General features: G+C 68.5%; 21 protein-coding genes. 12 read left to right on the forward strand and 9 right to left on the reverse strand.

Features of this window, described 5'->3' with window-relative positions:
* Positions 1-6: 6 nt before the first annotated feature.
* Together Mam01_RS34875 and Mam01_RS34880 are read left to right on the forward strand one after the other, a co-directional pair.
* The gene (locus Mam01_RS34875; protein ID WP_204289500.1) at positions 7-678 is read left to right on the forward strand and encodes a response regulator transcription factor; all 672 of its coding nucleotides are present in this window, start codon (positions 7-9) and stop codon (positions 676-678) included.
* Complete coding sequence (locus Mam01_RS34880) at positions 675-2024, forward strand: sensor histidine kinase (protein ID WP_204289501.1); 1350 nt, start codon at positions 675-677, stop codon at positions 2022-2024. The genes Mam01_RS34875 and Mam01_RS34880 overlap by 4 nt, the downstream gene beginning before the upstream one ends.
* 155 nt (positions 2025-2179) lie before the next feature.
* Here Mam01_RS34880 and Mam01_RS34885 read toward each other — a convergent pair whose 3' ends face one another.
* Positions 2180-3082 (reverse strand): HNH endonuclease, encoded by a 903-nt coding sequence (locus Mam01_RS34885; RefSeq protein ID WP_204289502.1) that lies wholly within the window; start codon positions 3080-3082, stop codon positions 2180-2182.
* A gap of 236 nt (positions 3083-3318) precedes the next feature.
* On the opposite strand from Mam01_RS34885, the gene Mam01_RS37490 reads away from it, so the two are divergent.
* On the forward strand, positions 3319-3444 hold the full coding sequence (locus tag Mam01_RS37490; protein WP_275409129.1) for a hypothetical protein: 126 nt from the start codon (positions 3319-3321) through the stop codon (positions 3442-3444).
* A 126-nt stretch (positions 3445-3570) separates the two neighbouring features.
* On the opposite strand, the gene Mam01_RS34890 is transcribed toward Mam01_RS37490, so the two are convergent.
* Positions 3571-4167, reverse strand: a complete 597-nt coding sequence (locus Mam01_RS34890; RefSeq protein ID WP_204289503.1) for a hypothetical protein — start codon at positions 4165-4167, stop codon at positions 3571-3573.
* Between the two features lie 161 nt (positions 4168-4328).
* Between Mam01_RS34890 and Mam01_RS34895 the strand changes: the two genes are divergently transcribed.
* Positions 4329-8183: an nSTAND1 domain-containing NTPase gene (locus tag Mam01_RS34895; RefSeq protein ID WP_204289504.1), complete on the forward strand. Its 3855-nt coding sequence runs from the start codon at positions 4329-4331 to the stop codon at positions 8181-8183.
* Between the two features lie 4 nt (positions 8184-8187).
* Here the strand turns inward: Mam01_RS34895 and Mam01_RS34900 are convergent, their stop codons facing one another.
* The 4 genes from Mam01_RS34900 to Mam01_RS34915 all read right to left on the reverse strand — a co-directional run bounded on the left by Mam01_RS34900 (position 8188) and on the right by Mam01_RS34915 (position 11903).
* Positions 8188-8583, reverse strand: coding sequence for a peptidase inhibitor family I36 protein (locus Mam01_RS34900; RefSeq protein WP_204289505.1), 396 nt, complete (start codon positions 8581-8583; stop codon positions 8188-8190).
* A gap of 808 nt (positions 8584-9391) precedes the next feature.
* The gene (locus Mam01_RS34905) at positions 9392-10597 is read right to left on the reverse strand and encodes a 50S ribosomal protein L11 methyltransferase (RefSeq protein WP_204289506.1); all 1206 of its coding nucleotides are present in this window, start codon (positions 10595-10597) and stop codon (positions 9392-9394) included.
* The gene (locus Mam01_RS34910) at positions 10591-11196 is read right to left on the reverse strand and encodes a flavoprotein (protein ID WP_204289507.1); all 606 of its coding nucleotides are present in this window, start codon (positions 11194-11196) and stop codon (positions 10591-10593) included. Before Mam01_RS34910 ends, Mam01_RS34905 begins: the two co-directional genes overlap by 7 nt.
* A complete protein-coding gene (locus tag Mam01_RS34915) occupies positions 11193-11903 on the reverse strand; it encodes a phosphotransferase (protein WP_204289508.1) in 711 nt (236 codons plus the stop codon). Before Mam01_RS34915 ends, Mam01_RS34910 begins: the two co-directional genes overlap by 4 nt.
* A gap of 432 nt (positions 11904-12335) precedes the next feature.
* Between Mam01_RS34915 and tvaA the strand changes: the two genes are divergently transcribed.
* The 8 genes from tvaA (at position 12336) to Mam01_RS34955 (ending at position 19321) form a co-directional block, all read left to right on the forward strand.
* Entirely contained in the window at positions 12336-12569 is a 234-nt protein-coding gene (gene tvaA, locus Mam01_RS34920; RefSeq protein WP_204289509.1) for a thioviridamide family RiPP peptide, read from the forward strand.
* A gap of 251 nt (positions 12570-12820) precedes the next feature.
* Entirely contained in the window at positions 12821-13744 is a 924-nt protein-coding gene (locus Mam01_RS34925) for a phosphotransferase (RefSeq protein WP_204289510.1), read from the forward strand.
* The gene (locus Mam01_RS34930) at positions 13731-14750 is read left to right on the forward strand and encodes a T3SS effector HopA1 family protein (protein WP_204289511.1); all 1020 of its coding nucleotides are present in this window, start codon (positions 13731-13733) and stop codon (positions 14748-14750) included. The genes Mam01_RS34925 and Mam01_RS34930 overlap by 14 nt, the downstream gene beginning before the upstream one ends.
* 20 nt (positions 14751-14770) lie before the next feature.
* On the forward strand, positions 14771-16117 hold the full coding sequence (locus Mam01_RS34935) for a YcaO-like family protein (RefSeq protein WP_204289512.1): 1347 nt from the start codon (positions 14771-14773) through the stop codon (positions 16115-16117).
* 13 nt (positions 16118-16130) lie between these two features.
* Positions 16131-16820, forward strand: a complete 690-nt coding sequence (locus Mam01_RS34940; RefSeq protein ID WP_204289513.1) for a TfuA-like protein — start codon at positions 16131-16133, stop codon at positions 16818-16820.
* Entirely contained in the window at positions 16817-17677 is an 861-nt protein-coding gene (locus Mam01_RS34945; RefSeq protein WP_204289514.1) for a phytanoyl-CoA dioxygenase family protein, read from the forward strand. Before Mam01_RS34940 ends, Mam01_RS34945 begins: the two co-directional genes overlap by 4 nt.
* 77 nt (positions 17678-17754) lie before the next feature.
* Positions 17755-18453: a C1 family peptidase gene (locus Mam01_RS34950; protein WP_204289515.1), complete on the forward strand. Its 699-nt coding sequence runs from the start codon at positions 17755-17757 to the stop codon at positions 18451-18453.
* The gene (locus Mam01_RS34955; protein WP_204289516.1) at positions 18443-19321 is read left to right on the forward strand and encodes a hypothetical protein; all 879 of its coding nucleotides are present in this window, start codon (positions 18443-18445) and stop codon (positions 19319-19321) included. The genes Mam01_RS34950 and Mam01_RS34955 overlap by 11 nt, the downstream gene beginning before the upstream one ends.
* A 36-nt stretch (positions 19322-19357) precedes the next feature.
* Here Mam01_RS34955 and Mam01_RS34960 read toward each other — a convergent pair whose 3' ends face one another.
* The 3 genes from Mam01_RS34960 to Mam01_RS34970 form a co-directional block, all read right to left on the reverse strand.
* Entirely contained in the window at positions 19358-19927 is a 570-nt protein-coding gene (locus Mam01_RS34960; protein WP_204289517.1) for a TetR/AcrR family transcriptional regulator, read from the reverse strand.
* Positions 19928-20377: 450 nt separating this feature from the next.
* Complete coding sequence (locus tag Mam01_RS34965; protein ID WP_239101851.1) at positions 20378-21367, reverse strand: hypothetical protein; 990 nt, start codon at positions 21365-21367, stop codon at positions 20378-20380.
* On the reverse strand, positions 21309-21506 hold the full coding sequence (locus Mam01_RS34970; RefSeq protein ID WP_204289518.1) for a hypothetical protein: 198 nt from the start codon (positions 21504-21506) through the stop codon (positions 21309-21311). The genes Mam01_RS34965 and Mam01_RS34970 overlap by 59 nt, the downstream gene beginning before the upstream one ends.
* Positions 21507-21598: the final 92 nt, after the last annotated feature.

Genomic DNA, 21598 nt, shown 5'->3' on the forward strand with positions numbered 1-21598 from the left:
GCAACCATGCGGATACTTGTGGTGGACGACGACCCGGCTGTGCGGCGGTCGTTGGAGCATGCGTTGCGCCGGGACGGCTATGACGTGTCGTCCGCCGCTGACGGGGTGTCCGCCCTCGCCGAGCACGGCGTGTTCCGCCCGGACGCGGTGGTTCTCGACGTCCTCATGCCCGAACCGAACGGGCTGGAAGTGTGCCGGACACTGCGTTCGGGCGGGCACGACACTCCGATCCTGATGCTCACGGCCCGGGACCTGGTCACCGACCGGGTCGCCGGGCTCGACGCGGGGGCCGACGACTACCTGGCCAAGCCGTTCGCCCTGGAGGAGTTGCGGGCCCGGCTCAGAGCCCTGCTCCGGCGCAGTGGCGCCAGGGCCGAGGTGCTGCGCTTCGCCGACGTCGACCTGGACCTGAGCGGCTGCAGAGCAGAGCGTGCCGGTCGGCGTCTGGACCTGACCAAGACGGAGCTGTCCCTGCTGGAGCTGTTCCTGCGCAATCCTGGCCGGGTGCTGAGCCGGACCCAGATCTTCGAGTCTGTCTGGGGCTACGACTTCGGCCCGGAGTCGAACGCACTGTGGGTCTACATCAGCTACCTGCGCAGCAAACTCGAAGCGGACGGCGGCAGCAGATTGATCCAGACGGTGCGCGGCCTCGGGTACGTCCTGCGCGAGGAGCCATGAACCTGCGCACCCGGCTGGCCATCGCCGGCGGTTCCGTGGTGGCGGGCGCCCTGGTGCTCGTGTCGGTGGTCCTGTATCCGGCCGTGGAAGCCAACCTCCGCGGTCAGATCGACAGCTCGCTGGTCGTGGCCGCCGGCCAGGCACCGGACGTGGCGGCGGCGATCAAGGCCAAGTTCCGGGACGTCAACGGGGAGCCGGGCTTCCCTACCGTTCCGCTGGGGATCGGAAGCACCCAGCTGCAGATCGTGCCGCGCCCTGTCCGGATCGGGCCGTCGACGGAGTTCGTCGACATCACAGCTCGCGACGTCGCCGTCGCGGACGGCACCGCCGGTGCCTACTTCCGTGACGCGGTCTACAACGGCGTCGTCTACCGCGTCTACACCGCCCAGTTGCCAGACTCGCCGGGGACGCTCGTGCGCACGGCCATCCCGGAATCCGATCCCGCGCCCACGCTACGCGAGCTCGCCTGGCTGCTCGCCGGCTCGACGGTGGCCGCCGGGCTTCTGGCAGCACTGGCCTCACGCCTCGCAGCACGCCGCGTCCTCCGCCCGGTGCACCAGCTGACCGAGACCGTGGAACTGATCCGTACGACCGGCGACCTGGCCATCCCGATCCCCGCCGACAGCCGGGACGAGATCGGCCGGCTCGGCGCCGCGTTCGCGGCGATGACCGCCGCCCTGGACGAATCGGTCGGTGCCCAGCGCCGTCTGGTGGCCGACGCATCGCACGAACTGCGCACGCCACTGACGAGCCTGACGGTGAACCTCGAGCTGCTGGCGGAGAACCCGGCCGACGCGCAGGCCCCGCTCCTCGCCGCCGAAGCACTCGGCCAGGCCGGCGAACTCACGACACTGGTCAACGACCTGGTCGACCTGGCCCGCTACGGTCAGGCGCCGTACCACACCGAAGACGTCCGCCTCGACCTCGTCGCCGAGCGCGTCGCGGCCCGCGCGGCGCGTCGGGCGCCACAGATCGAATTCGAGCTGGACTGCACGCCCGCTCTCGTCCACGGAGACCCCGACGCCCTGGAACGCGCCGTCGCGAACCTCGTCGACAACGCCGTGAAATGGAGTCTCCCGGACGGCCGGATCAGGATCAGCGTCAGAGCGGGCACCCTGGAGGTCGCGGACACCGGCCCAGGGATCCCCGACAACGACCTCGAATTCGTATTCGACCGCTTCTACCGATCACCGGCGGCCCGCGGGCACCCTGGCTCCGGACTGGGCCTGGCCATCGTCCGGCAGGTCGCCGAGGCGCACGGGGGGACGGCCGAAGCCGTCCCGTGTCAACGCGGTGCGTTACTGCGGCTGGTGCTGCCGACGTGTGTCGAACACACGGAGCCCTAGCGGGAGTGTCCATTTAGGTTCGCCGGGTTGCGACACACCGGTCGCCTCCGGGCCTCTGATCGGGTCTGCCGCCAATGACGGTGCCGGCAATCGGTACCGACAGCAGGAGGAGGGGCTGGCGAGCCCGTGCGAGCGCGGCGATTCGTAGGTGGCAGTCAGTGCGACGGCTGCGCGGCCTGGCGGGTCGTCTCGCGGTGGTAGGCGATGTGCCTGATGCTGATCGTGTGTTGCGGTGCGAGGCGCAGATCGCCCTTGACCTTGCCGAGCACTTCGTCGAAGACCCGCAGATCGTCCGTGAGGGTGAGGGCGCCGCGGTCGAAGAGAACGTGATCGTTCGGGCAGAGGCAGAGGATGTTGCCCGGCTCGTCGGGGCCGTTGTGCGGCTGGCCGATCGGACGGATGTGGGCGCCCTCGGCGTACGAGCCGTTGGGCAGGCACAGCCGTACGCCGCAGATCTGGCAGTGGTGTCCGTGTACGTCCTTGATCTGCTGGGCCAGGGCCGAGTCACGGATCACCCGCATCGTGGCGGACTGACGACGCTGCGGGGCAGGGGAGCCGTCGTTCAGGGGCACCTCGGCTTCAGGGGTGCCCACCAGGCCTACCGCGGTGAGCAGCTCGTCGGGGTCGACGTCCTGGAAGTACTTCTCCAGCAGACACAGCACGATCTGCGCGCGCACGTCCGGATGCCGGCTCACGATGGTGTGGACCCATGGTCGCAAGCCTCCCGTGGGCGCGTGGCTGTTCATCCAGCGCTGCGCACTGCTCGTGCTCGCCGCCGGAACGTCGGACGCGTCCAGTTCCCACAGCCCGTGGTGGAACAGTCGAAGGACGGGGAACTCGGGATTCGGCCGGTCGTCGGCGTGGCCGAACTTCTCGATGAGCAAGGAAATCTCGGCACTTGTCCGTGCCCAGGCCTCCAGGCGTGGCTCCGCCTGAGCGGCTCGTCCGAGCGCCCATAACAGTGTGAGCGGCTGGTGCCTGCGTGGCCTGCCGGTCACCTTCGACGTGTCCGTACGGAGGGAGCCGATCTTCAGGAGCAGGCTCTCGGAGAGTCCCACGTCGAGATCTTATGGGGCGATTTATCGCGACAGGCTTACTCTTCGGTCCCTTTCGTGACCCGCCGTGGAGTCCTTCGACCTGGTGTCCGCCAGGCGAAATCCATCTCAGTGGCATCGCCCTCGCTGCAGCGAGGGCGATCATCCTTGAGCGAGTTCCCCGCCGGAAGTATTTGCTCGACTGCGGCGCATTATCGGCTCATACTGCCCTCGGTTTCCTTCTCCTGAAGAGGTGGTCGATGTACGGGTTCGGGCTGGCAGAACTGTTACTGATCGTGTTCGAGGTGGCCGTACTGTTCGCGGTCGTCTACTTCGCGGTCCGGCTCGCGCTGCGGCACGACCGGATGAAGAACGGCGGTCATTAAGCCGTCAGGGACGGATCGGGTACCCGAGGGCCCCCGCGTCGAACCCCGGGTTGGTGAAGCCGGGTCACCGCCCACATCGCATCCGGTGCTTTCACGCTGCAGGCGGTGACCTGGGCCGTGGCGCCTTTACGGCACCTGTCGCAGGACGTAGCTGCCGCCGGTGACGGAGTGGGTGTAGCCGTCCTTGGGGCAGCGGCCGGAGCCGCCGGGGGTGTTGCCGTCGAAGAACATGCCGGCGCACTTGTAGCACCAGCGCCACTGCTCCTGACCGCCGGGGGAGTCGCGGTTGCCGACGTCCTCGATCAGGTAGTAGGACGAGATGGTCGGGTAGGGACCGATCGGCGTGTGGCCCGTGGCGCCCCGGTTGGGGCAGTACCCGAGCGTGGGGTTGCCTCCGTACCAGAGCCCCTGGCAGGCGCCGCACCAGCGCCAGTTGCCCTGTCCCCGGCCGCCGTCCTCGACGGTCTTGAGGATGTAGTTCCCGCTGCCGTTGCTGTGATGACCGCCGTCGAAGACGTTCCCCGCGGGGCACGTTCCCCGCGTCCCGTTCAGCGAGTACCACAGGCCGCTGCAGCGTTCGCACCAGCGCCACCCCGCCTGGGCGGCCAGCGCGGGGGCCGACGTCGCGACGGCGAGCGCGGCGCTCGCGCCGAGGAGCAGCGGCGCACCGGCCACCATGCGCAGCACCGCCCTGCGGGACGGCTGTTGGATCGGGCTTGTCATGAGCGTCCTCCATTCCGACTGGACGCCCCGACTATCAGGCGACATCCGACGGCCTCGGAAGGCTTTCCGGCGCGATCCGTACAAGGCCGTACAAGCGCGGTAACTCTCGACTCCGTACGACGGACTACATAAGGAGACCGTTTCCCGGAGGAGGCGCGGCGGTGGCTCAGGACGCGGCGGGACCGGATCCGGGCCGGATCCGCGACCGGGAGGGCTTCGCCCGGGAACTCACCATGCTCCGCGAGCGGGCCGGGCTGACCGTACGGCAGGTCGCGATGCGGGCGGGCAGCCCCGGCGCGCACAGCACCATCGGCGACTGGTTCGCAGGTCGGGGGCTGCCTTCACTGGCCCTGCGGGAGCTGTTCGAGCGGGTGCTGACGGTCTGCGGCGCGGCCGAGGTCGCCGCCTGGGTGGACGCCTGGCAGCGCGTACGGCGGGGACGGTCGCGCAGGCGAGCAGGTGTCGAGCCCTACCGAGGGCTGGCGGGCTTCGAGGCCGAGCACGCCGCGTGGTTCTTCGGCCGGAACGCCCTGACCGAGCGCCTCCTCCGCGCGGTCACCGAACTGGACGGCACTGAAGCGGACGGCACCGAACCGGGCGGCACTGAACTGGGCGGCACTGAACTGGGCGGCGACCAACCGGACGGCGGCGGGTTGCTGCTGGTGATCGGCGCCTCCGGTGCGGGCAAGTCCTCGCTGCTGCGGGCCGGGCTTGTCGCGGCGCTGCGCGAGCGGGGACGTGCGGTCACCGTCTGCACTCCGGCTTCGCGTCCCGTCATCGCGGCCCGGCCGGGCGAGGTCCTCATCGTGGACCAGTTCGAGGAGATCTTCACGGTCTCCCGTGAACCAGCCTCCCGTGAACCAGCCTCCCGTGAACCAGCCTCCCGTGAACCAGCCTCCCGCGAGCCCGTCTCCCGGGAGCCGGAGCAGGCGGCGTTCGTGGACGCGCTGGTGCGGGCCGCGGCCGGCGGCGCCGTGGTGGTCATCGGCCTGCGCGCCGACTTCTACGGCCACCTGCTGCGGTTTCCGGTGCTGGCGGCGGCCGCGCAACACGGTCAGGTGCCCGTCGGCCCCATGACCAGGGACGAACTGCGCGACGCCATCGTGGAACCGGCGCGCAAGGCCGGCCTGACCGTCGAGGACGCACTGGTCGAACTACTGCTCCGCGAAGCCGGCCGCGCCCACGACGCCGGGGTCCTGCCGCTGTTGTCGCACGCGCTCTACGCCACCTGGCTGAACGACCAGGGCCACGGCCTGACCGTGGCCGGCTACCAGGAGGCGGGTGGCATCGAGGGCGCCGTGGCCGCCAGCGCCACCGAGATCTACGAGGAGCTCTCCCCCGAGCGGCGTGAGCTCGCGCGGCGGCTGTTCCTGCATCTCGTGCACGTCTCCGCCGACGCCCCCGACACCCGCCGCAGGGTCTCCCCGGCCGATCTGCCGTCTCCCGGGCCCGCCATGACCGAGGTGCTGCACCGGTTCGCCGACCAGCGCCTGCTCACCCTCGACCAGGAAACCGTGGAGATCACGCATGAGGCCCTGCTGTCCGCCTGGCCCCTGCTCGCAGACTGGCTGGCCGCCGACCGGGCCGCCCTGCTGCTCGGCCGCAGGTTCGCCACCGACGCCCAGGCCTGGCGGCACGAACGAAGCGACCCTGACGTGCTGTACCGGGGAGCGCGGCTGCTCGCCGCGCAGGAGTGGGCGCAGCGGCATCCCTCCGATGTCACTCCGACCATGGCCGACTTCCTGCGGGCCTCGGGCCGCCAGGTGCGCCGCCGCACCCGCCGCCTCTACCAGACCATCGCCGCCCTGGTGGCTCTGGTGGTCGTCGCCGCCGTCGCCGCCGTGACCGCCTCGCAGGCCCAGCGCACCGCCGTCCGCCAGCGCGACCAGGCCCTCTCGCGCAGGCTCGCGGGCGACGCCATCGCGTTGCGCGGGACCAATCCCGCGCTGTCCGCACAGCTGGGCCTGGCCGCCTACCGCCTGGCCGACACGCCCGAGGCGCGCGGCAGCGTCCTGTCGGCGCCTGCCGTGCCGTACGCGACCCGGCTGACCGCGCACCGCGCCCCGGCCTACGCGACGGCCTTCACCCCTGACGGCCGGATCCTCGCCACGGCGGGCCTCGACCGCACCGTACGCCTGTGGAACGTCTCCGACCCGCATCGTCCCGCGCCCCTCGCGGTCGTCGACGCCTCCGACGGGGTGATGTCGGCCGCGTTCCGGCCCGACGGCCGGATCCTGGCCACCTCCGGAGCCGATCACACCGCGCGGCTCTGGGACGTGACCGACGCCCGGCGGCCGCGCCCTCTCGCCGTCCTCCGGGGACACACCGACGCCGTACGCACGGTCGCCTTCGATCCTCGGGGCCGCCTGCTGGTGACGGCGAGCTACGACCGTACGGCCGGGTTGTGGGACGTGTCCGACCCGGGCCGGGCCTTACGGATCGCCACGCTCACCGGCTACTCCGAGGGGCTCACCTCGGCGGTCTTCTCACCGGATCACGACGTCCTGGTCACCACCTCGGCCGACGCGGCCGTACGGGTCTGGGACGTCGGCGATCCCCGGCATCCACGCGCTCTGCCCAGTCTGAAAGGCCACACCGACCGCGTTCTGTGCGCCGCCTTCACCTCCGACGGGCGCCTCCTGGCGACGGGCGGGTTCGACAACACCATCCGGCTGTGGGACCTGCGGCACCCCGACCGGCCGCGGCCGGTCGGGGTGCTGACCGGACACCAGAACGGCATCGTCTCCCTGGCCTTCGCCCCCGGTGGACGGACCCTGGCCTCCGGCAGCTACGACCGCACCGCCCGCGTGTGGGACGTGACCGACCCCGCCTTCCCGAGCGAACCCCTCGTCCTCAGCGGTCACGCCGACGTGGTCTATTCGGTGGCGTTCAGCCCTGACGGCCGGAGCCTGGCCACCGCGGGCAAGGACACCACCGTACGGGTGTGGGACCTGCGGACCTCCGTGCTGAGCGGGCACAGCAGCCCGGTCCAGTCTCTCGCCGCGAGCCCCGACGGGCGCCTGCTCGTGGCCGGCGGCTATCGCACCGCCCGCGTGTGGGACGTCGCCGCTCCGGGGGGACCCGTGCCGCTCGCCACCCTGACCGGCCACACCGACAACATCACCGCGGCCGCCTTCCACCCCGAAGGCCGGCTGCTCGCGACCGGCGGGCAGGACCGCACGGTCCGCCTGTGGGACCTGTCCGACCCGCGCCGCCCGCGGAGTCTCACGGTGCAGGCCCGCCATGAGGCCAACGTGACCTCGGTCGCCTTCGCCCCCGGCGGCGACCTGCTGGCCGGGGCGAGCGCCGACGGCACGATCGACCTGTGGCGGGTCTCCGATCCGCGCCGCCCGGCCCACCTCACCACGCTCGGCGGCGGCAACGGCTCCGTCGACGCGATCGCCTTCGTGCGAAGCAGCCGGGACGGCCTGCTCCTCGCCGGCGCGGGCGCGGACGGCGTCATCCGGCTGTGGCGGGTGGCCGACCCGCCCGACCGGCTCGACCCGCGCGACCCGCGCGACCCGGCGGCCCTGCGGGGACAGACCGGCGCCGTCACCCGTGTCGCCGTCTCCCCGGCCGGCCGCACCCTGGCCGGCGCCGGCCTGGACGGCAGCGTACGGCTGTGGGACCTGACAAACGGCCCACGCGACGCCCGGGTCGTCGCCACGCTGACCGGCCACGCCGACGCTGTCACGGGCGCCGCCTTCAGCCCGGACGGCCATACGCTCGCCACCGGCAGCCTGGACGGCAGCGTACGGCTGTGGGTTGTGGACAACGCGCGCGATGTCCGCGTCGTCGCCACGCTCACCGGCCACGACGGCCGGGTCCAGACCCTCACCTACCTCCCCGGCGGCCGCGCCGTCGCCACCGGCGGCGAGGACACGACCGTCCGCCTGTGGGACGTCGACGCCGGACACGCGGCCCGGAGGATCTGCGCTTTCGCCCACCCGCCCGTCACCCGCGCCGAGTGGGCCGCCTACCTCCCCTCCGACCTGCCCTTCCGCCCTCCGTGCTGAGCCGTCAGGCGGCGTTGTAGAAGGGGACGTATCCGGCGCAGCTGGAGGTCGTCAGCCGCTTGAGAGACGAGACCTTGTCGTTGAACTTCCACGGCGACGACCCGAGGTTCTCGACCCACTCTCCCGGCCGGATGCAGAAATGCCGGTCCTTGTAGTCGCGGTCGTCGTACAGGACCCAGGCGAAGACGTCGCTGTTCTTCACGGAGCTGGCCACGTCGTTCTCCCACCACCCGTAGAGCGCCACGCGGTCGGTGGTGTAGGCGTGGGGGTAACCCTTGTAGCCGGAGTCCTCGTACAGGGTGATCCCGACCCAGCCGGCGTGGGCCGGCGCCACGGTGACGCCGATCGCGGCGGTGGCGAGCGCCGCCGTGGCGAGCAGGGTCCTGAGCGTTCTTCTCACGTTTCCTCCTGTGCGGTGCATGGGAGGAGCGTGTCAGCCGCCTCTTGGCGCCCACTGATACCGGGACTTGGCGTCCACTCGTACGGCGGTTGTGGACCGCTGGACCATCGCGTCGAAACCGGCGCCTGCGAGGCGTGGCACGCGACATCGCGGTATTCATCATCAGGATAAATCCGGTCCTGATGTGATTGTGCGCCTTTCGGAGTCGATACAAATATCAGTCCACGGGCAAGAATTCCCTGTGCCGTCTTCCCGAGGAGGAAAGCAAGGCGCTGTGTGGCTGATCCCTGGTGGGTCATTTTGCCGGACATTCCCGCCTTTCTGGCGCAACTTCCGAGGGGCCTGCGTTGCCGAGACTCACTACCTTTGCGAGCGCGCTCGCACTCAATGTCCTAATGGCCGTCGCCGCCGCCGGGGCCGCTGGAGCCGCCACGGCTGGGCCACCTGCCACCGCCTGGAGCCAGCACGCCCGGGTTCAGCACGCCGCGGGGCCGCCCGGTCCGCACGCGTCCGGTGCTTCGAACTCCCAGCGTCCCCCGCCCCCACGCCCACCCGTACGCCGACACCCGGCCCCACGCCCACGCCTACTCCCACACCGGCACCAACCCCGTGAGCCCCGGCGCGCTGCTGGCCACGGTGACGGTGAACACCTCACTGACGCCTGAGAAGCGAAGGGGCCCGGCGGACACACCGTGTCCGCCGGGCCCTCGGCAAGGACCCACTGAACGGTGATCTTGTCGACCTCGACGAACCGTCGCGTTCCAATGCGCGCCGGGTGCGGCGAGCCGGCCGGGTCGCATGGTTGCGATCAGCCCTTCACCACTGCCAGGTTCGCGCGCCCATCACCCTCATAGCGGTATCGGAGACGGATCTGATCACCCGATGCGACCTCGATCGCTGAAGACAGGGCCCAGCAGGCGGTGAACCAGTGACTCCGCTCGTCGCCAAGCCAGGGGGCGGTCGACATGGACACGTTGGGGGACATCTGCGCGTCGAAGTAGAGAACTGCGCCGGAGACGGTGCCTGGCCGGGAAACGGTGAGAGTGACGTCTCCCTCGAACACCCGGGCGTTCTCCCGGAGATCGATCCTGCTGAGCGGCTGCGGAGCCGACATTCGCTGCCACTGCCGGACGGCCTCCGGCCTCTCGTAGAACCCGGCGACTCGCTCTCGGTCGGCCTGCAGCATGGGGGAGAAGTCGATGCCGTAGCGATTCCGCCATCGCTCGATCTGCCCGGGGAGGATGCGCTGCTGCCCTACGGTGCTTTCGGGCATGTCCACCAGGTACAGATAGGTGTCGAATGACAAGGGGATCAGCCGGGCATCCGGTGTGAGCAGACGGGCCCTGGCGTCCTGGACCGACTCCCAGATGACCATGTCCAGGGCTTCGTTGCCCACGATGTCGGTGGTCAGGACCGTCGCGGGCTCGGGCAGCACGGTCGTGCTGGACCAACCCTTGACGAAGGTTATGCGGTCGGCGACGCCGTTGGCCTCGGCCACTCGCGCGGCGAGGTCACCGCTTCTCGCCGGCTCTACCGCGTAGACGTGCCTGGCACCGGCTTTGGCGGCAGCGATGGCCAGAATCCCCGAGCCGGAGCCGAGATCGAGCACGACATCGTCAGGAGTCACCACCTCGTCGATCGCCCGGATGAAGGTGGCCTTCCTGACCGGATCCTCCAGGATGCGGATGTTCAGATGGGCCAGCCCGTACCCCCCGGTCGGGAACATCAGCGGGGTGAACCCGTTGGGCGGTTCCTCGGTGAGAATGCCGACGCCCACCATCATGCTGAGCGTGGTCAGCGTCTCCTCCACCGCACGGCGACCTTTGAGCCGCGGTCCAAGGCGCCGCATGCATTCGGCGACAGAAGTCGGGGCATGAAAGACGTCGAGTAGTCCGAGGGCGTGCTGGCCGAACTCCCACACGCGCTGATCGTGATGGACACGGACCAGGTTCGCGCTCTCCAACTCCATGTAGAGCTCAGGCACCCGCTGCAACAACGTATCGGCCTTCAGCATCCTTCAGCTCCTTGAGATTGTTCTCCGGGACGTGCCGCCAGCGCCTGCGCGATCGCGGTGATCAACGGCCGCCGGAAGTCCCCGAGGGATCCCGATTCCGCCTCGCCGGTGGCGAACGCGACGCCGCCCCCCGGTTCCACCACCCGATGACCGTCTTCACGCAGCCGGACGATGTTCCGCTGGACCGCGGGTTTCTCCCACATGGCCTGGCTCATGGCCGGGACGAGGACGACCGGGCAGGTGGCTGCCAGGAGGATCGAGGTCAGCAGATCGTCGGCGATGCCGTTGGCCACCTTCCCCAGGAAGTTCGCCGTGGCGGGAAGAACCGCGACGACCTCGGCCCAGGTGGCCATCGTCACGTGTGAGTCACGCCCGGCCGGCAGGTCGTCCCAACTGGAGAAGGTCGTGCACGAAGCAACCGCTCTCAGCGACTCCTCGGTCACGAATCGCCGTGCCATCGCGGTCAGCACCACGCGGACCTCGGTCACGCCGAGCTTCAGGCTGAGCCAGGGAAGGAGGTGCGGGACGGTGAGAGACGACACCGAGCCGCAGACGCCGAGCAGGAGCCTCAGTGACCCCTGCTGCGGAGGAACCGTCACGGGTCTGTCGTTTCGCGGAGGACCAGCCACTGTTTCTCGACTTTCGGTAGGACGTCGTACACGGCGTCATCTGGCCCGAAGGCCCAGTTCGCCTGCGCGTAATGATTGATCACCCTTCGGGCGGTGAGAACGGTCAGCCGTTCGAGTCCGGCGGCGTCCAGCGAATGGCCGACGGCCGCCTGGTAACGGGACAGGAACGCCTTGAGACGCCCATGGAGACGCGGAGCGTCCATGCCCGTCAGCGCGGCCGCTTCGAGGACCTCGGCAAGGAGATACGCGACATCGCTCAACGGATCTCCGACTCCGGCTTCGCGCCATCCGAGGACGGCCACCGGCGACGTGAGGGCGCACACGCCGGTCGAGAACCTGCCGTGGACGATTGACCGCCTCCGCGCTGTCGGGCCTGGCCCGCCGGCCGCACCCGACAGCAGTGGCGTCAGGTGCAGCGGCAGTCGCTCCACGGCCTTCCGTATCCCTGTCGACGCCTCGCTGTCCGACGCGATCCAGGCGGTGGCCGTGGTCCGGTCCGGCAGGGCCTGCGCGACCTGGTCCACCGGGATCCGGTGCAGTGCCCCCAGGAAAGAGGCCAGACCCTCCAGCGTGGTACGCCACCAGTCCTCCCCTGCGGATTCCCGGTCGAACAGCCGATCGCAGAGCAGCCCGGGGGTGGGCAGGGCGTGCCAGGTCGCGAGATCATGACCGCGCACACGAGGGGGAACAGCGACTGCGCCGACCCGCGGCACGACCCGAAACAGAGCGGCGACGCCGGAATTCCCCAAGTAGGCGCCGCCAGGCCTTCGCAGGTACTCGGCCCAGCGAAACCCGTCTCGGGTCGACGCGCAGATTCTGTGGACGAAAGGGCCGCGTATCGACCGCGCCGCTTTCCAGTCGGCGGTCTCAGCGGGACTTCCCGAATTCTGATGAACCGTCAGGTTGACCACCTATTTCGGCCGATCCGCACCACGTTGCCGCAGTCTCTGATCTCGCAGACAGCCTAGGTGGCGACTATTTCGCTATCAAGCGACACATTCACTGTAGTGTCGCTTATGCGACTAGAAGGCAGATGATGCCTGTTGTGGGGATCGCTACCGCGAAATAACGTGGCGCTCGGTAGTGCATCAATGAAAAGGAGGGCAACAATGTCCGAATTCACGGTCGACGACGCTCTTGTCGCAGAACTCATGAACCGGGTTGAGGAGGACGACGTCCAGAACATCGACCTCGAGTCCGTCGACGTGTCGTTCTCCGAGCTCGCCGGCATCAGCGCCGAGGAACTGCAGCGGTTCCTGGAGGACAAGGTCGGGGTGGCCCCCGACGAGAGCATTCAGGGCACCTTCACCGGCGCGCTCGTCACTCCCGCGACGCACTGCTGAGACGGCCCACGGCTGACGCATCGATGAGCCCTTCTCCAGAAGATCTACTGCGTGCCCGGACGCTGGGGTTCCTGATCCCGCGTCCGGGCGCGAGGCCATCCCCGCGTACGGATGACGACCATCTGTTCACCGCCGAGATGGTCGGGCGCGTCCTCCGATCGGCGGGACACCCGGTCCATGACGTGGCCTCCGTGGTGCGCTGCGTCTCCAGGCGACGCGTGGCTCTGGCACGACTGGCGGATGACTCACACGTGCTTCTGAAATGGCCGGACGAGGACATCGACGTCCAGAACGACTATGAACCCACCATGTTGGGGCTGCTGGACGAACTGCGGCTTCCTCCAGAGGTGCGGGCAGCCATCCCCAGGATCCTGGCGGTGGACGCGCGAACCCGCGTGGTGGTCGTCGACGCGATCGCCCCGTGCCCCAGCCTGCACGACCTGCTGAAAGCGGGGGACCGGCTGCCGGAGTCGTGTCTACCCGCCCTGGCCCGGGTTCTCGTCGCCCTGCACGGCACTCCGGTCGGGGGGATCAGAGAGGGCGTATACGGGGACCGGACGCTGGGGCCTCCCGTGCCGCGCGACACCGTCGTGAGCACATGGGAGTACGTCCACGGCTGCGGCCTGGAGTTCGACGACTATCTGAGGGCCATGCAGGAACTGGAGCCGAGTTTCCGGGATCTGCACGACCAATGGACTCCCCGCAGCCTGATCCACTTCGACCTGGGGGGAGACAACATCCTCTTCCCGGCCGGACGACCCGAGGGAGCTCTGCCCGTCAGGCTCATCGACTGGGAGCTCGCGGGATTCGGCGACCCGATGTACGACGTCGGTTTCCTGGTCGGCCAGCTGTTCGTCGGTCATATGCGGCGGGTGCGGTTCTCCATCGGAGTCTCCGGCTGGCTGCCACGGGTGAAGACCGACGCCCGTGCCTTCCTGCGGGCTTACTCGGCCGAGGCCCCCGTGTCCGCGGAACAGCGGGACAGAGCGGTGCAGTACGCCGGCATAGCACTTCTTGTGCACGCCACGGTCAGGCTTCAGCAACTCGGCGGACTGGGCAGGATCGGCTACCTCTGCCTGCATTTCGGAAAGCGGTTCGTCCGGCACCCCGAGGTCGTTTCCACACTGCTTTTCGGCGAGGCTGGAGAAGTCAGGGGGCAGGATGAACGACTATGAGAAGATCTTCTGGCGGATAGCACAGGAGATCGAGATTCTCGACGCCGCCACCTTCCGGCATCCCGAGTTCGGCGCGTTGGAACCGCCGAGAGATCTGGAGGTCGACCCGGAGCGTCCGGTCCTGGCGCACCTGCACCGGTTGATCTACCTCACCTACTACGCCGGCGACTATTTCGCCGCCGAGCTGTTCCTGGGAGGCGGCCGTCGTGCGGCGTCGCTGCAGGGACACGAGGACCACGATCTGGTCAACCTCATCCGGGCGGCCATCGCGGGGCAGGGCCAGGTGCAGGGCGGCTGGATCGTCCGGGGGAGGCGGGGTCGCGACTACCTCGTCGCCAGGGACGCCCTGACGCTGCGGGCGTCGCAGGAGGAACTGATCACCGAGGGGCCGCTGACGGAGGGAGCCGAAGTCGCGCTGCGCCTGCCACCTGGTCGCCCCTACCTGCTCCTGGGTTGGTACACGATCTTCGGTGACCACGGTGGGCTGGACGGAGGCGAGGGCGGGCTCGTCCGTCTCTATCTGACGCTCGCGGACGCCGGCGCGGCGCCGGAACTGGTCCATGCGACCACTCGGGCGTTGAACGACCTGCGTGTCCCCTTCCAGTTGAAACTGGTGAACAATCCGGAGGCGTTCGAACGCCGGGACGCTTTCGTGATCTACCTCGGCGCGGGTGCCTGGAAGCGTCACCGGGCGGTGCTCGAGAAGATCCATCGGAGCCGGGAGGACCGCTTCCGGGACGACCACCCGTGTTTCGCGCTCAGATTGGCACGGGGTTTCTCCTTCGCTCAGGAGCCCGAGGTCGAGGGGCAGCGTACGAGCTTCGGCCTGCATCGCTGCCAGCTCGTGGCGGAAGGGCTGCTGCGGGCGTACGAGGAAGGCCGCCACTCGCCGCGCGAACGCTTCCTGTCGATCAGGGAGAGGTACGCCGAGGCGGGTCTCGATATCCGCCGCCCCTATCTGAACGCGCCTGGGAGCCGCGAGACGCAGAGTCTCGTCGGCGCATAGGACAGTCAAGAGGAGGAAGCATGCGCCTTCGTACGCATATTCCGAAGATAAATGGGACTGGTGCGCACCGCGAGGTGAGTTCCGAGGTCACGTGGGACCGTGTGCGACCGCATCTGCGGCGGGCCGGTATCACGCGTGTCGCCGACATCACCTGGCTGGATCGTGTAGGAATACCCGTCTACAACGCCATCTCGCCGCGCTCGCACGATGTGATCTCCGTTTACAACGGGAAAGGCGCTCGGCCGATCGACGCCATGACTTCGGCCGTCATGGAGGGTATCGAGAGGTTCTCCGCCTGGCTTCCGGTCCGGCCCGCGGCGATCGCCTCCTACGAGGAGCTGTTGTCGCAGGGGCGCGCGGTGCTCGACCCCAGAAACTACAACCTGAAGCTGTCCCGGCACTACCGAGATGACGCGCCCATTTCCTGGGTGGAGGGGTACGACATTCTCAACGAGGAGCCGGTCCTGGTGCCGCAGGACGGCGCGGTCTACAACATGAGAATGCATGAGCCGCCCACCTATGAGATATCCACCACCAACGGGCTGGCATCGGGAAACAGCCTGGAGGAGGCCGTCTGCCATGCGCTCTGCGAAGTGATCGAACGCGATTCGATCACCATCGCCGAGCTGCTCAGCAGTCAGCTGTCCCAGGTGCTGGAGAAGGGGCTGCACGTCGAGCGGCAGCCCGCCGCGATCTTCGAGCGCCTCAAGGAGCTGCACCCCCATCTCGACATGGAGAGCCTCCCTCCGCGGGCGCAGGCGCTCGTCCAGCGGTTTCACGCGGCCGGCATCGAGATGCGGCTGATCAACATCACCACCGACCTCGGAGTGGCGAGTTTCATGGCGGCCACGGCCGAGGACCTGGGGCCGACGGTGTCGAAGGGGCACGGCGGCTTCGGGACGCACCCCGACGCCGAGGTCGCGCTGCTGAGGGCCATCTCGGAGTGCGCGCAGGGCAGGGCTGTCGACATTCAGGCGATGAGGGAGGACATAAGCCTCCCCGGCGAGGACGTTCCGAGGCACCTGTACCACGTACGCAGATCGTCGACTCTCGACAAGGGCGGCTGGGCGTGGCGTCCGGTCGGCACGCGTGTCCGGATGTCCGAAATTCCTTCTCATCCGAGTGAGGACATCATCGCGGACATCACGTTCATGCTCGGCAGGCTTCGTTCCTGTGGAATACGGCGTGCGGTGGTGGTGGACCTTTCTCCTCCTGGGATTCCGGTGAGCGTCGTGCGACTGATCGTTCCGCACCTCGAATCCTGGGGGGTCGACTACAGCAAGCTGGGAGAACGAGGCGCCGGAGCGTGGACAAGAGCGCTCAACGAGTTGGCGGGGAGAAAGCGTGATCTCGCGATCACCGTTTGATCGAGGAGCTTCCATGACAGCCGTTGTGTTCGCCGGCCCAAGCCTCCGGCGGGAGTTCGTTCCGGATCGGGCGGACATCGAGATCCTCCCGCCGATCCAGAGGGGTGACATCGACGCGCTCCTCGCCCGCGACGTGCCCCCCACCGTGATCGGCATCGTCGACGGCCGCTTCATGCAGAGCCTGTCGATCTCCCCGAAGGAGGTGCTGAAAGCGGTCGACCAGGGGATCCACCTACTCGGCTCGTCCAGTATGGGAGCCCTCCGAGCGGTGGAATGCGCGCCATACGGGATGCAGGGCGTCGGAAAGATCTTCGAGGAGTACCTGTCGGGCCGTATCGACGCGGACGACGAAGTGGCCATGATCTATCTGGAGGGCGAGTACACCCCCCTCTCCGAGCCGATGGTCAACATGAGGTTCGCCGTGCGGGCGGGGGTATCCGTCGGCGCCTTCGAGGAACGGACGGGGGAGGTCTTCCTCCGCGCGGCCAAGGCGCTCTACTTCCCCGAGCGGACAGTCGACCGGGTGCTCCGGGTGATCGCCGGAGAGGTGACCGCGGAAGAACACCACAGGATCGCGGGCTTCTTCGCGTCCTCCGCGCCCGACACCAAGAGTGAGGACGCGGCGGCCCTGCTGGCCAGGGTCGTGGAGTTACTGCCCCCGGCCGCGCCGGTGACTCCGGCGAGCGAAGGCGTCCGGCTGTGACGAGGCTGGACCGGGAGAAGATCTCGATGCTCCGGACCGAAGGCTTCTGTCTCCCCGTGGATCTTCTGATGCCGGAGGAGGCGGCGGGGATCCTCCGGGAGGTGCGCAGGTACGAGGAACTCGCGACCAGGGTGGGCGGCGTCCTGGGCCACAACTGGACGTTCCCGAAAAGTCATCTGGTCGCGGGGTGGGCCGACCGCCTCGTGCACGACGGCCGTGTCCTGGCGATCGCGGAGCAGGTGCTCGGACCCGACCTGCTCGTCTGGGCCACGAGCCTGTTCCTCAGGAAAGCCGGAAGCCCTGGAGAGCTCGCCTGGCATCAGGACGCTCCGTACTACGGTTGGCAGGATTTCGACGGCAAGGCGATACGCATGTGGATAGCGCTCACCGACACCGACCGCGGAAACGGCACGATGCGGTACGCGCCGCGTACGCACCGGAGCGGGCTCCTGTCCCACAGCTTCCGAGGGTCCGGCGTGCCGGCGCTCATGCGTGGCGAGGAAGTCGAGTTCGACGTGGACGATGAAACGGCGCTGGACGTCACGCTGACCGCGGGGCAGTGCTCGCTGCACCTGCCGACGACGATCCATAGTTCTGGTCCCAACGCGAGCCGGTCGGATCGGGTCTGCTTCGCGATCGACTTCATCCGGCCCGGCGTGCGCCCTCTGGGAGGGCGGGACAGTGCTCTTCTCGTTCGGGGTGCCGACATGTCGGGTCACTACGAACGCGAAAGCAGGCTCACCGAGGAGTTCGGCACCGCGGCGCTCAAAGCGTTCTCCCGCGCGACGAGGATCCGGCACAGCAGGATGGCCGGCCTCATGCGCGCCGGTCGCGATTCCGGTGCCCGTGCCGTGTAGGTGTGTGGGTCACGTTGCTGCCTTTCCGGACGCCCTGGGCGGTCCAGCCCTTCGATGGGCCGGGTATGCCGATCTCCGTGGATCTCAGCGCCTGGTTCCCGCCGGTCGTGAACCAGCGGACCGTTCCTCTGTGCACCGCCGCCGTGGCCACCGGGATCGCCGGCTTCTATGCGCGCCGCGGTAGGGAACGGGATTTCACCCCCTCCGTCCTGTTCAATTACCGTACCTCCCGCATGGTGATGGGAGACCCGGACAGGGCCGGATCCACGCTGGTCCACAGCTTCGACGCGTGGAACAGATTCGGTATGGTCGAAGAGGAGGAATGGCCTTTCAGGGAGGACCGCGAGAACATGGACCCGCCGCCCCGGTGTTTTCGCCGGGCGGCGGACCGGCGAGGAATAAAGTACCATCCGATTTTCCAGAACGCTCCGCCGGTGGAACTGCGCCTGCTGAAGGAACTCCTCGTCAGCGGGATTCCGATAGCGGTCGACATTCCCCTTCATCCGGTTCAGCTGTCCTCGTTCCGGACGCATGTGATGCCGGTGCCACCCAACGGTGCGAGGACGTTCGGACGGCATGTGGTGATTGTTGCCGGATATGACGACCGGCCGCGCGGCCAGGAGGCGGGTGGCGCTTTCCTGATCCGGAACAGTTGGGGGTCCGGGTGGGCGAGGAACGGGTACGGATGGCTGCCGTACTCCTATCTGGACGATCACCTCATCAGGGAGGCGTGGGTGGTGTCGGAGCAGAGATGGGAGTGCCTCGATGAAACCTGAGGGCGGACCCTCCACGGGGAGGCTGGTTTCGGCGGGGCGGTGGCTGATCCCCGCCGTGCTCGCGATCGAGGTGCTGCTGCTGGTGACCGGGATGATCGACTTCGGCACCGGGGCCCGCATGGTGCTGATCGTGGAGTCGTTGCTGTTCGGGCTCGTCCTGCTGCAGGCGAGATCGGCGTGGTCCGTCTACCGCGCCGCGCGGGCGGACGGGTGCGACGAGATGGGAGCCACCGGTGCGGCCCTCGACGCGGTGCTGCCCGCGCCGGCCGCCGCCGTCCTCAAACAGGATCTGCTTCTGTGGCGTGCGCTGTACCTGGCGGCCCGCCGCAGGAAGGCCCTCGATGCGGACGAGGTCGCCATCGCCTATGGCAGGGAAGTACGTACGATCATGTGGCTGGTCATGGTGGTCGACGGCGTGCTGCTCGTGGTCGTCCACCTCGCTCTTCCCTGGCCGGCGGTACGCATGGTCCTGTTCGTGGTGACCATCATCGGACTGCTGTGGCTGGCCGGATTCCTGGCGGCTCTGCACGTCTACCCGCACGCCATCGGACCGCGACGGCTCCGCCTGCGTTTCGCGTCGTTCTACGACGTCTGCGTACCGGTCGCGATGATCAAGTCGGTCCGCGTCGAGAGGGGCGGCAAAGGGCTGCTGAGATCGGCCGAGGTGGTCGGCGGGACTCTGGTGATGGAGGTGTCCAGCTCCACGAACATCGTGATCGAACTCACGGGTACGCACGTCGTGAAACTGCGCGGGCGCGAGCATCCGATCACGAGGGTGCGCTGTTACGCGGACGACCCCGTGAAGGCGGTCGAGATGGCGACCGGTTTCGTCGGAGGGGCGGACGGCTCGACGCCCATGAGCGCGTGATCACATGGGAGCCGGGCGGCCGGTTGCGTGAGGCGGTCACAGGACGCCCGGCCATCCCGGCGGGAAGTGCCGGGAGATGTCGGGGAGAGCGTGCCTCGTGTACCAGCGGGCCAGTTGCTCGGAGGTCAGCCACTGCTTCTCCCGGACCCACCACCTCAAGGTGGCGACGGAGGCGTGCGCGGCTATTCCGGTCCTGAGGTCGGACAGGGCTTCGTCGCTCATCTGCGCGGCCGGGGGTGGGGACCTCCGGTAGACGTCGTTGATGAGGCCGATCCAGTGCTCGTGGAGCCAGCTCTCGAACCAGAGGCTCTTCTTGTGGATCAGCAGCGCGGAATAGAGGTTCCGATGCGCGGCGATGTGGTCGAGTACCTGGGCGAATGCGGTGATGAACTGCTGGGAGGCGACCGGACCGGCGGCTGAGAGAAGGATCTCCCGCCCCTTGCGCGTTCCATTCTCGTAGCAGGTTTCGACCAGGTGGAATTTGTCGCGATAGTGTCGGTAGAAGGTGGAGCGATGCACGTCGGCCAGCGCCGTGATGTCAGAGACGGTGATCGAGTCGAATCCTTTCGCAAGGCTGAGCCTCTCGACCGCGGCATGGATGGCCATCAGAGAGCGTGCTGTTCTGCGGTCCACAAAGTCCGAGGCGCGTGTTCTCCGGTTGGATGCCGACATGCTTCATGACCTCGCCTGGCTGAGAATGCCTTCGTGCTGAGGTGCTGTATGGGGGCCGGGTGTGCTTCCCGCAGGCTGACGAACGGCGCCTCGTGCACGCCGGTAGTGGCTACTCATGGAATGTCCCCCCATCCCCGATTCGTTCAATATTGTGTCTGCTTCGTCAACATGTGCCATACATGTTCTCTAAACGAGCGGTCCGCGTGAACGCGAAGGCCCGGCGGACACGCGTGTCCGCCGGGCCCGGCGTTCTCAGCAGGAGGCTGCGAAAGGCCCCCGGCAACCTCTACTGAACGGTGATCTTGTCGACTTCGACCGTGATGCCCTTCACCTCGGGGGTGGAGGTCGCGGTCATGACGGAGCCGGTGCCCGCGGACACGCCCTTCAACGTGAAGGAGTAGCTGAGCGTGCCGCCGCGTAGACGCCGGGCGCTCCGGTGCCGTCCAGGTCGGTCCAGTACGGCGCGAGCACGCCGTTCGGCTGGGCGGTGTCGGGGAGCGTCTGCGGCGTCGACTGGATGTCCGCCGAGCCGTTCGTGCCGCCCGCGACCGTGTAGCCGTCGGAGACGACGCCGATCCTGGTGAACGTACGGCCCGCGAAGGTGTACGCCGGGACGGTGTAGTTCAGCGCCTCCTCGTCGCCGATGGGCGTCGGGGTGATGCCGAAGGCCGCGAGCGGAACGTAGCCGACCGGGCTGGAACCCGGGGCGATGACCGGCCTGTCCGGCTGCCTCCCCGCCAGCGTCTTCTTGGTCGTCACGAGCTGGCTGCCGACCTGGGTCGCGCCGGTGACGCCGGTGAGCCGCAGCTTGGCGTCGAGCGTGCTGAGCGCGGTGACCTCGGTGTCCTGCAGGGTGGTGTTCTGCACCGAGACCGTGCAGGTGGACTGCCCGGTGTTCCTGGCGATGGTGCTCGGCGTGCAGGTCTGGTCGATCGGGACCGCGCCCTCGCGCCGGTAGAAGGCCACCGGCAGGTGCTGCTCCCGGCTGCCGCCGACCTGCTTGAGGTTCACCTGGCCGAAGTACTGCCCGTCGGGCAGGTCCGGCGCGGTGATCAGGATGGTGACCTTCTGGCTCTTGCCCGGCTTCACCGTGAAGAGCGGCAGCAGCACCGTGATGTTCGCCCCGCTGACCGTGGTGCCCAGCGCGGTGTACGTGAGCGTCTTGGTGGTCGGGTTGACGAACGTACGCTTCGCACTGATCACGCCCGGCATGACGGGCGCGTTCACCGACGGCAGGTTGAGGTCGATCCGGTTCAGCGGGTCGGCGGCCGAGGCGGCGTAGTTCACCGCGGTCTCGTCCAGGGTCAGGCCCGCGTCACCCGCCTTGGTCAGGTCGATGCGCCCGCCGCCGTAGTCGAACCCGCCCTGCCTCACCGCCCGCCGAGGACGAGACGAACACGCCCGCGGCGTACGCGTCCAGGAACGCGAGTTCGACCGCGTCGCTGTAGGGATCGGAGCTGCCGCCGATCGAGAAGTTGATGACCCGTACGCCGTCGGCGATGGCCTGCGCCACCGAGTCGGACTGTTGACGCGCTCCTCGGCCTGAAGGCCGGGGATTCAGCCCGTGCCGCGTTGTGCGGCACCTCTGCGGCTTCCTGCTTCACC

The organism is Microbispora amethystogenes, assembly GCF_016863015.1.
Taxonomy (GTDB): domain Bacteria; phylum Actinomycetota; class Actinomycetes; order Streptosporangiales; family Streptosporangiaceae; genus Microbispora; species Microbispora amethystogenes.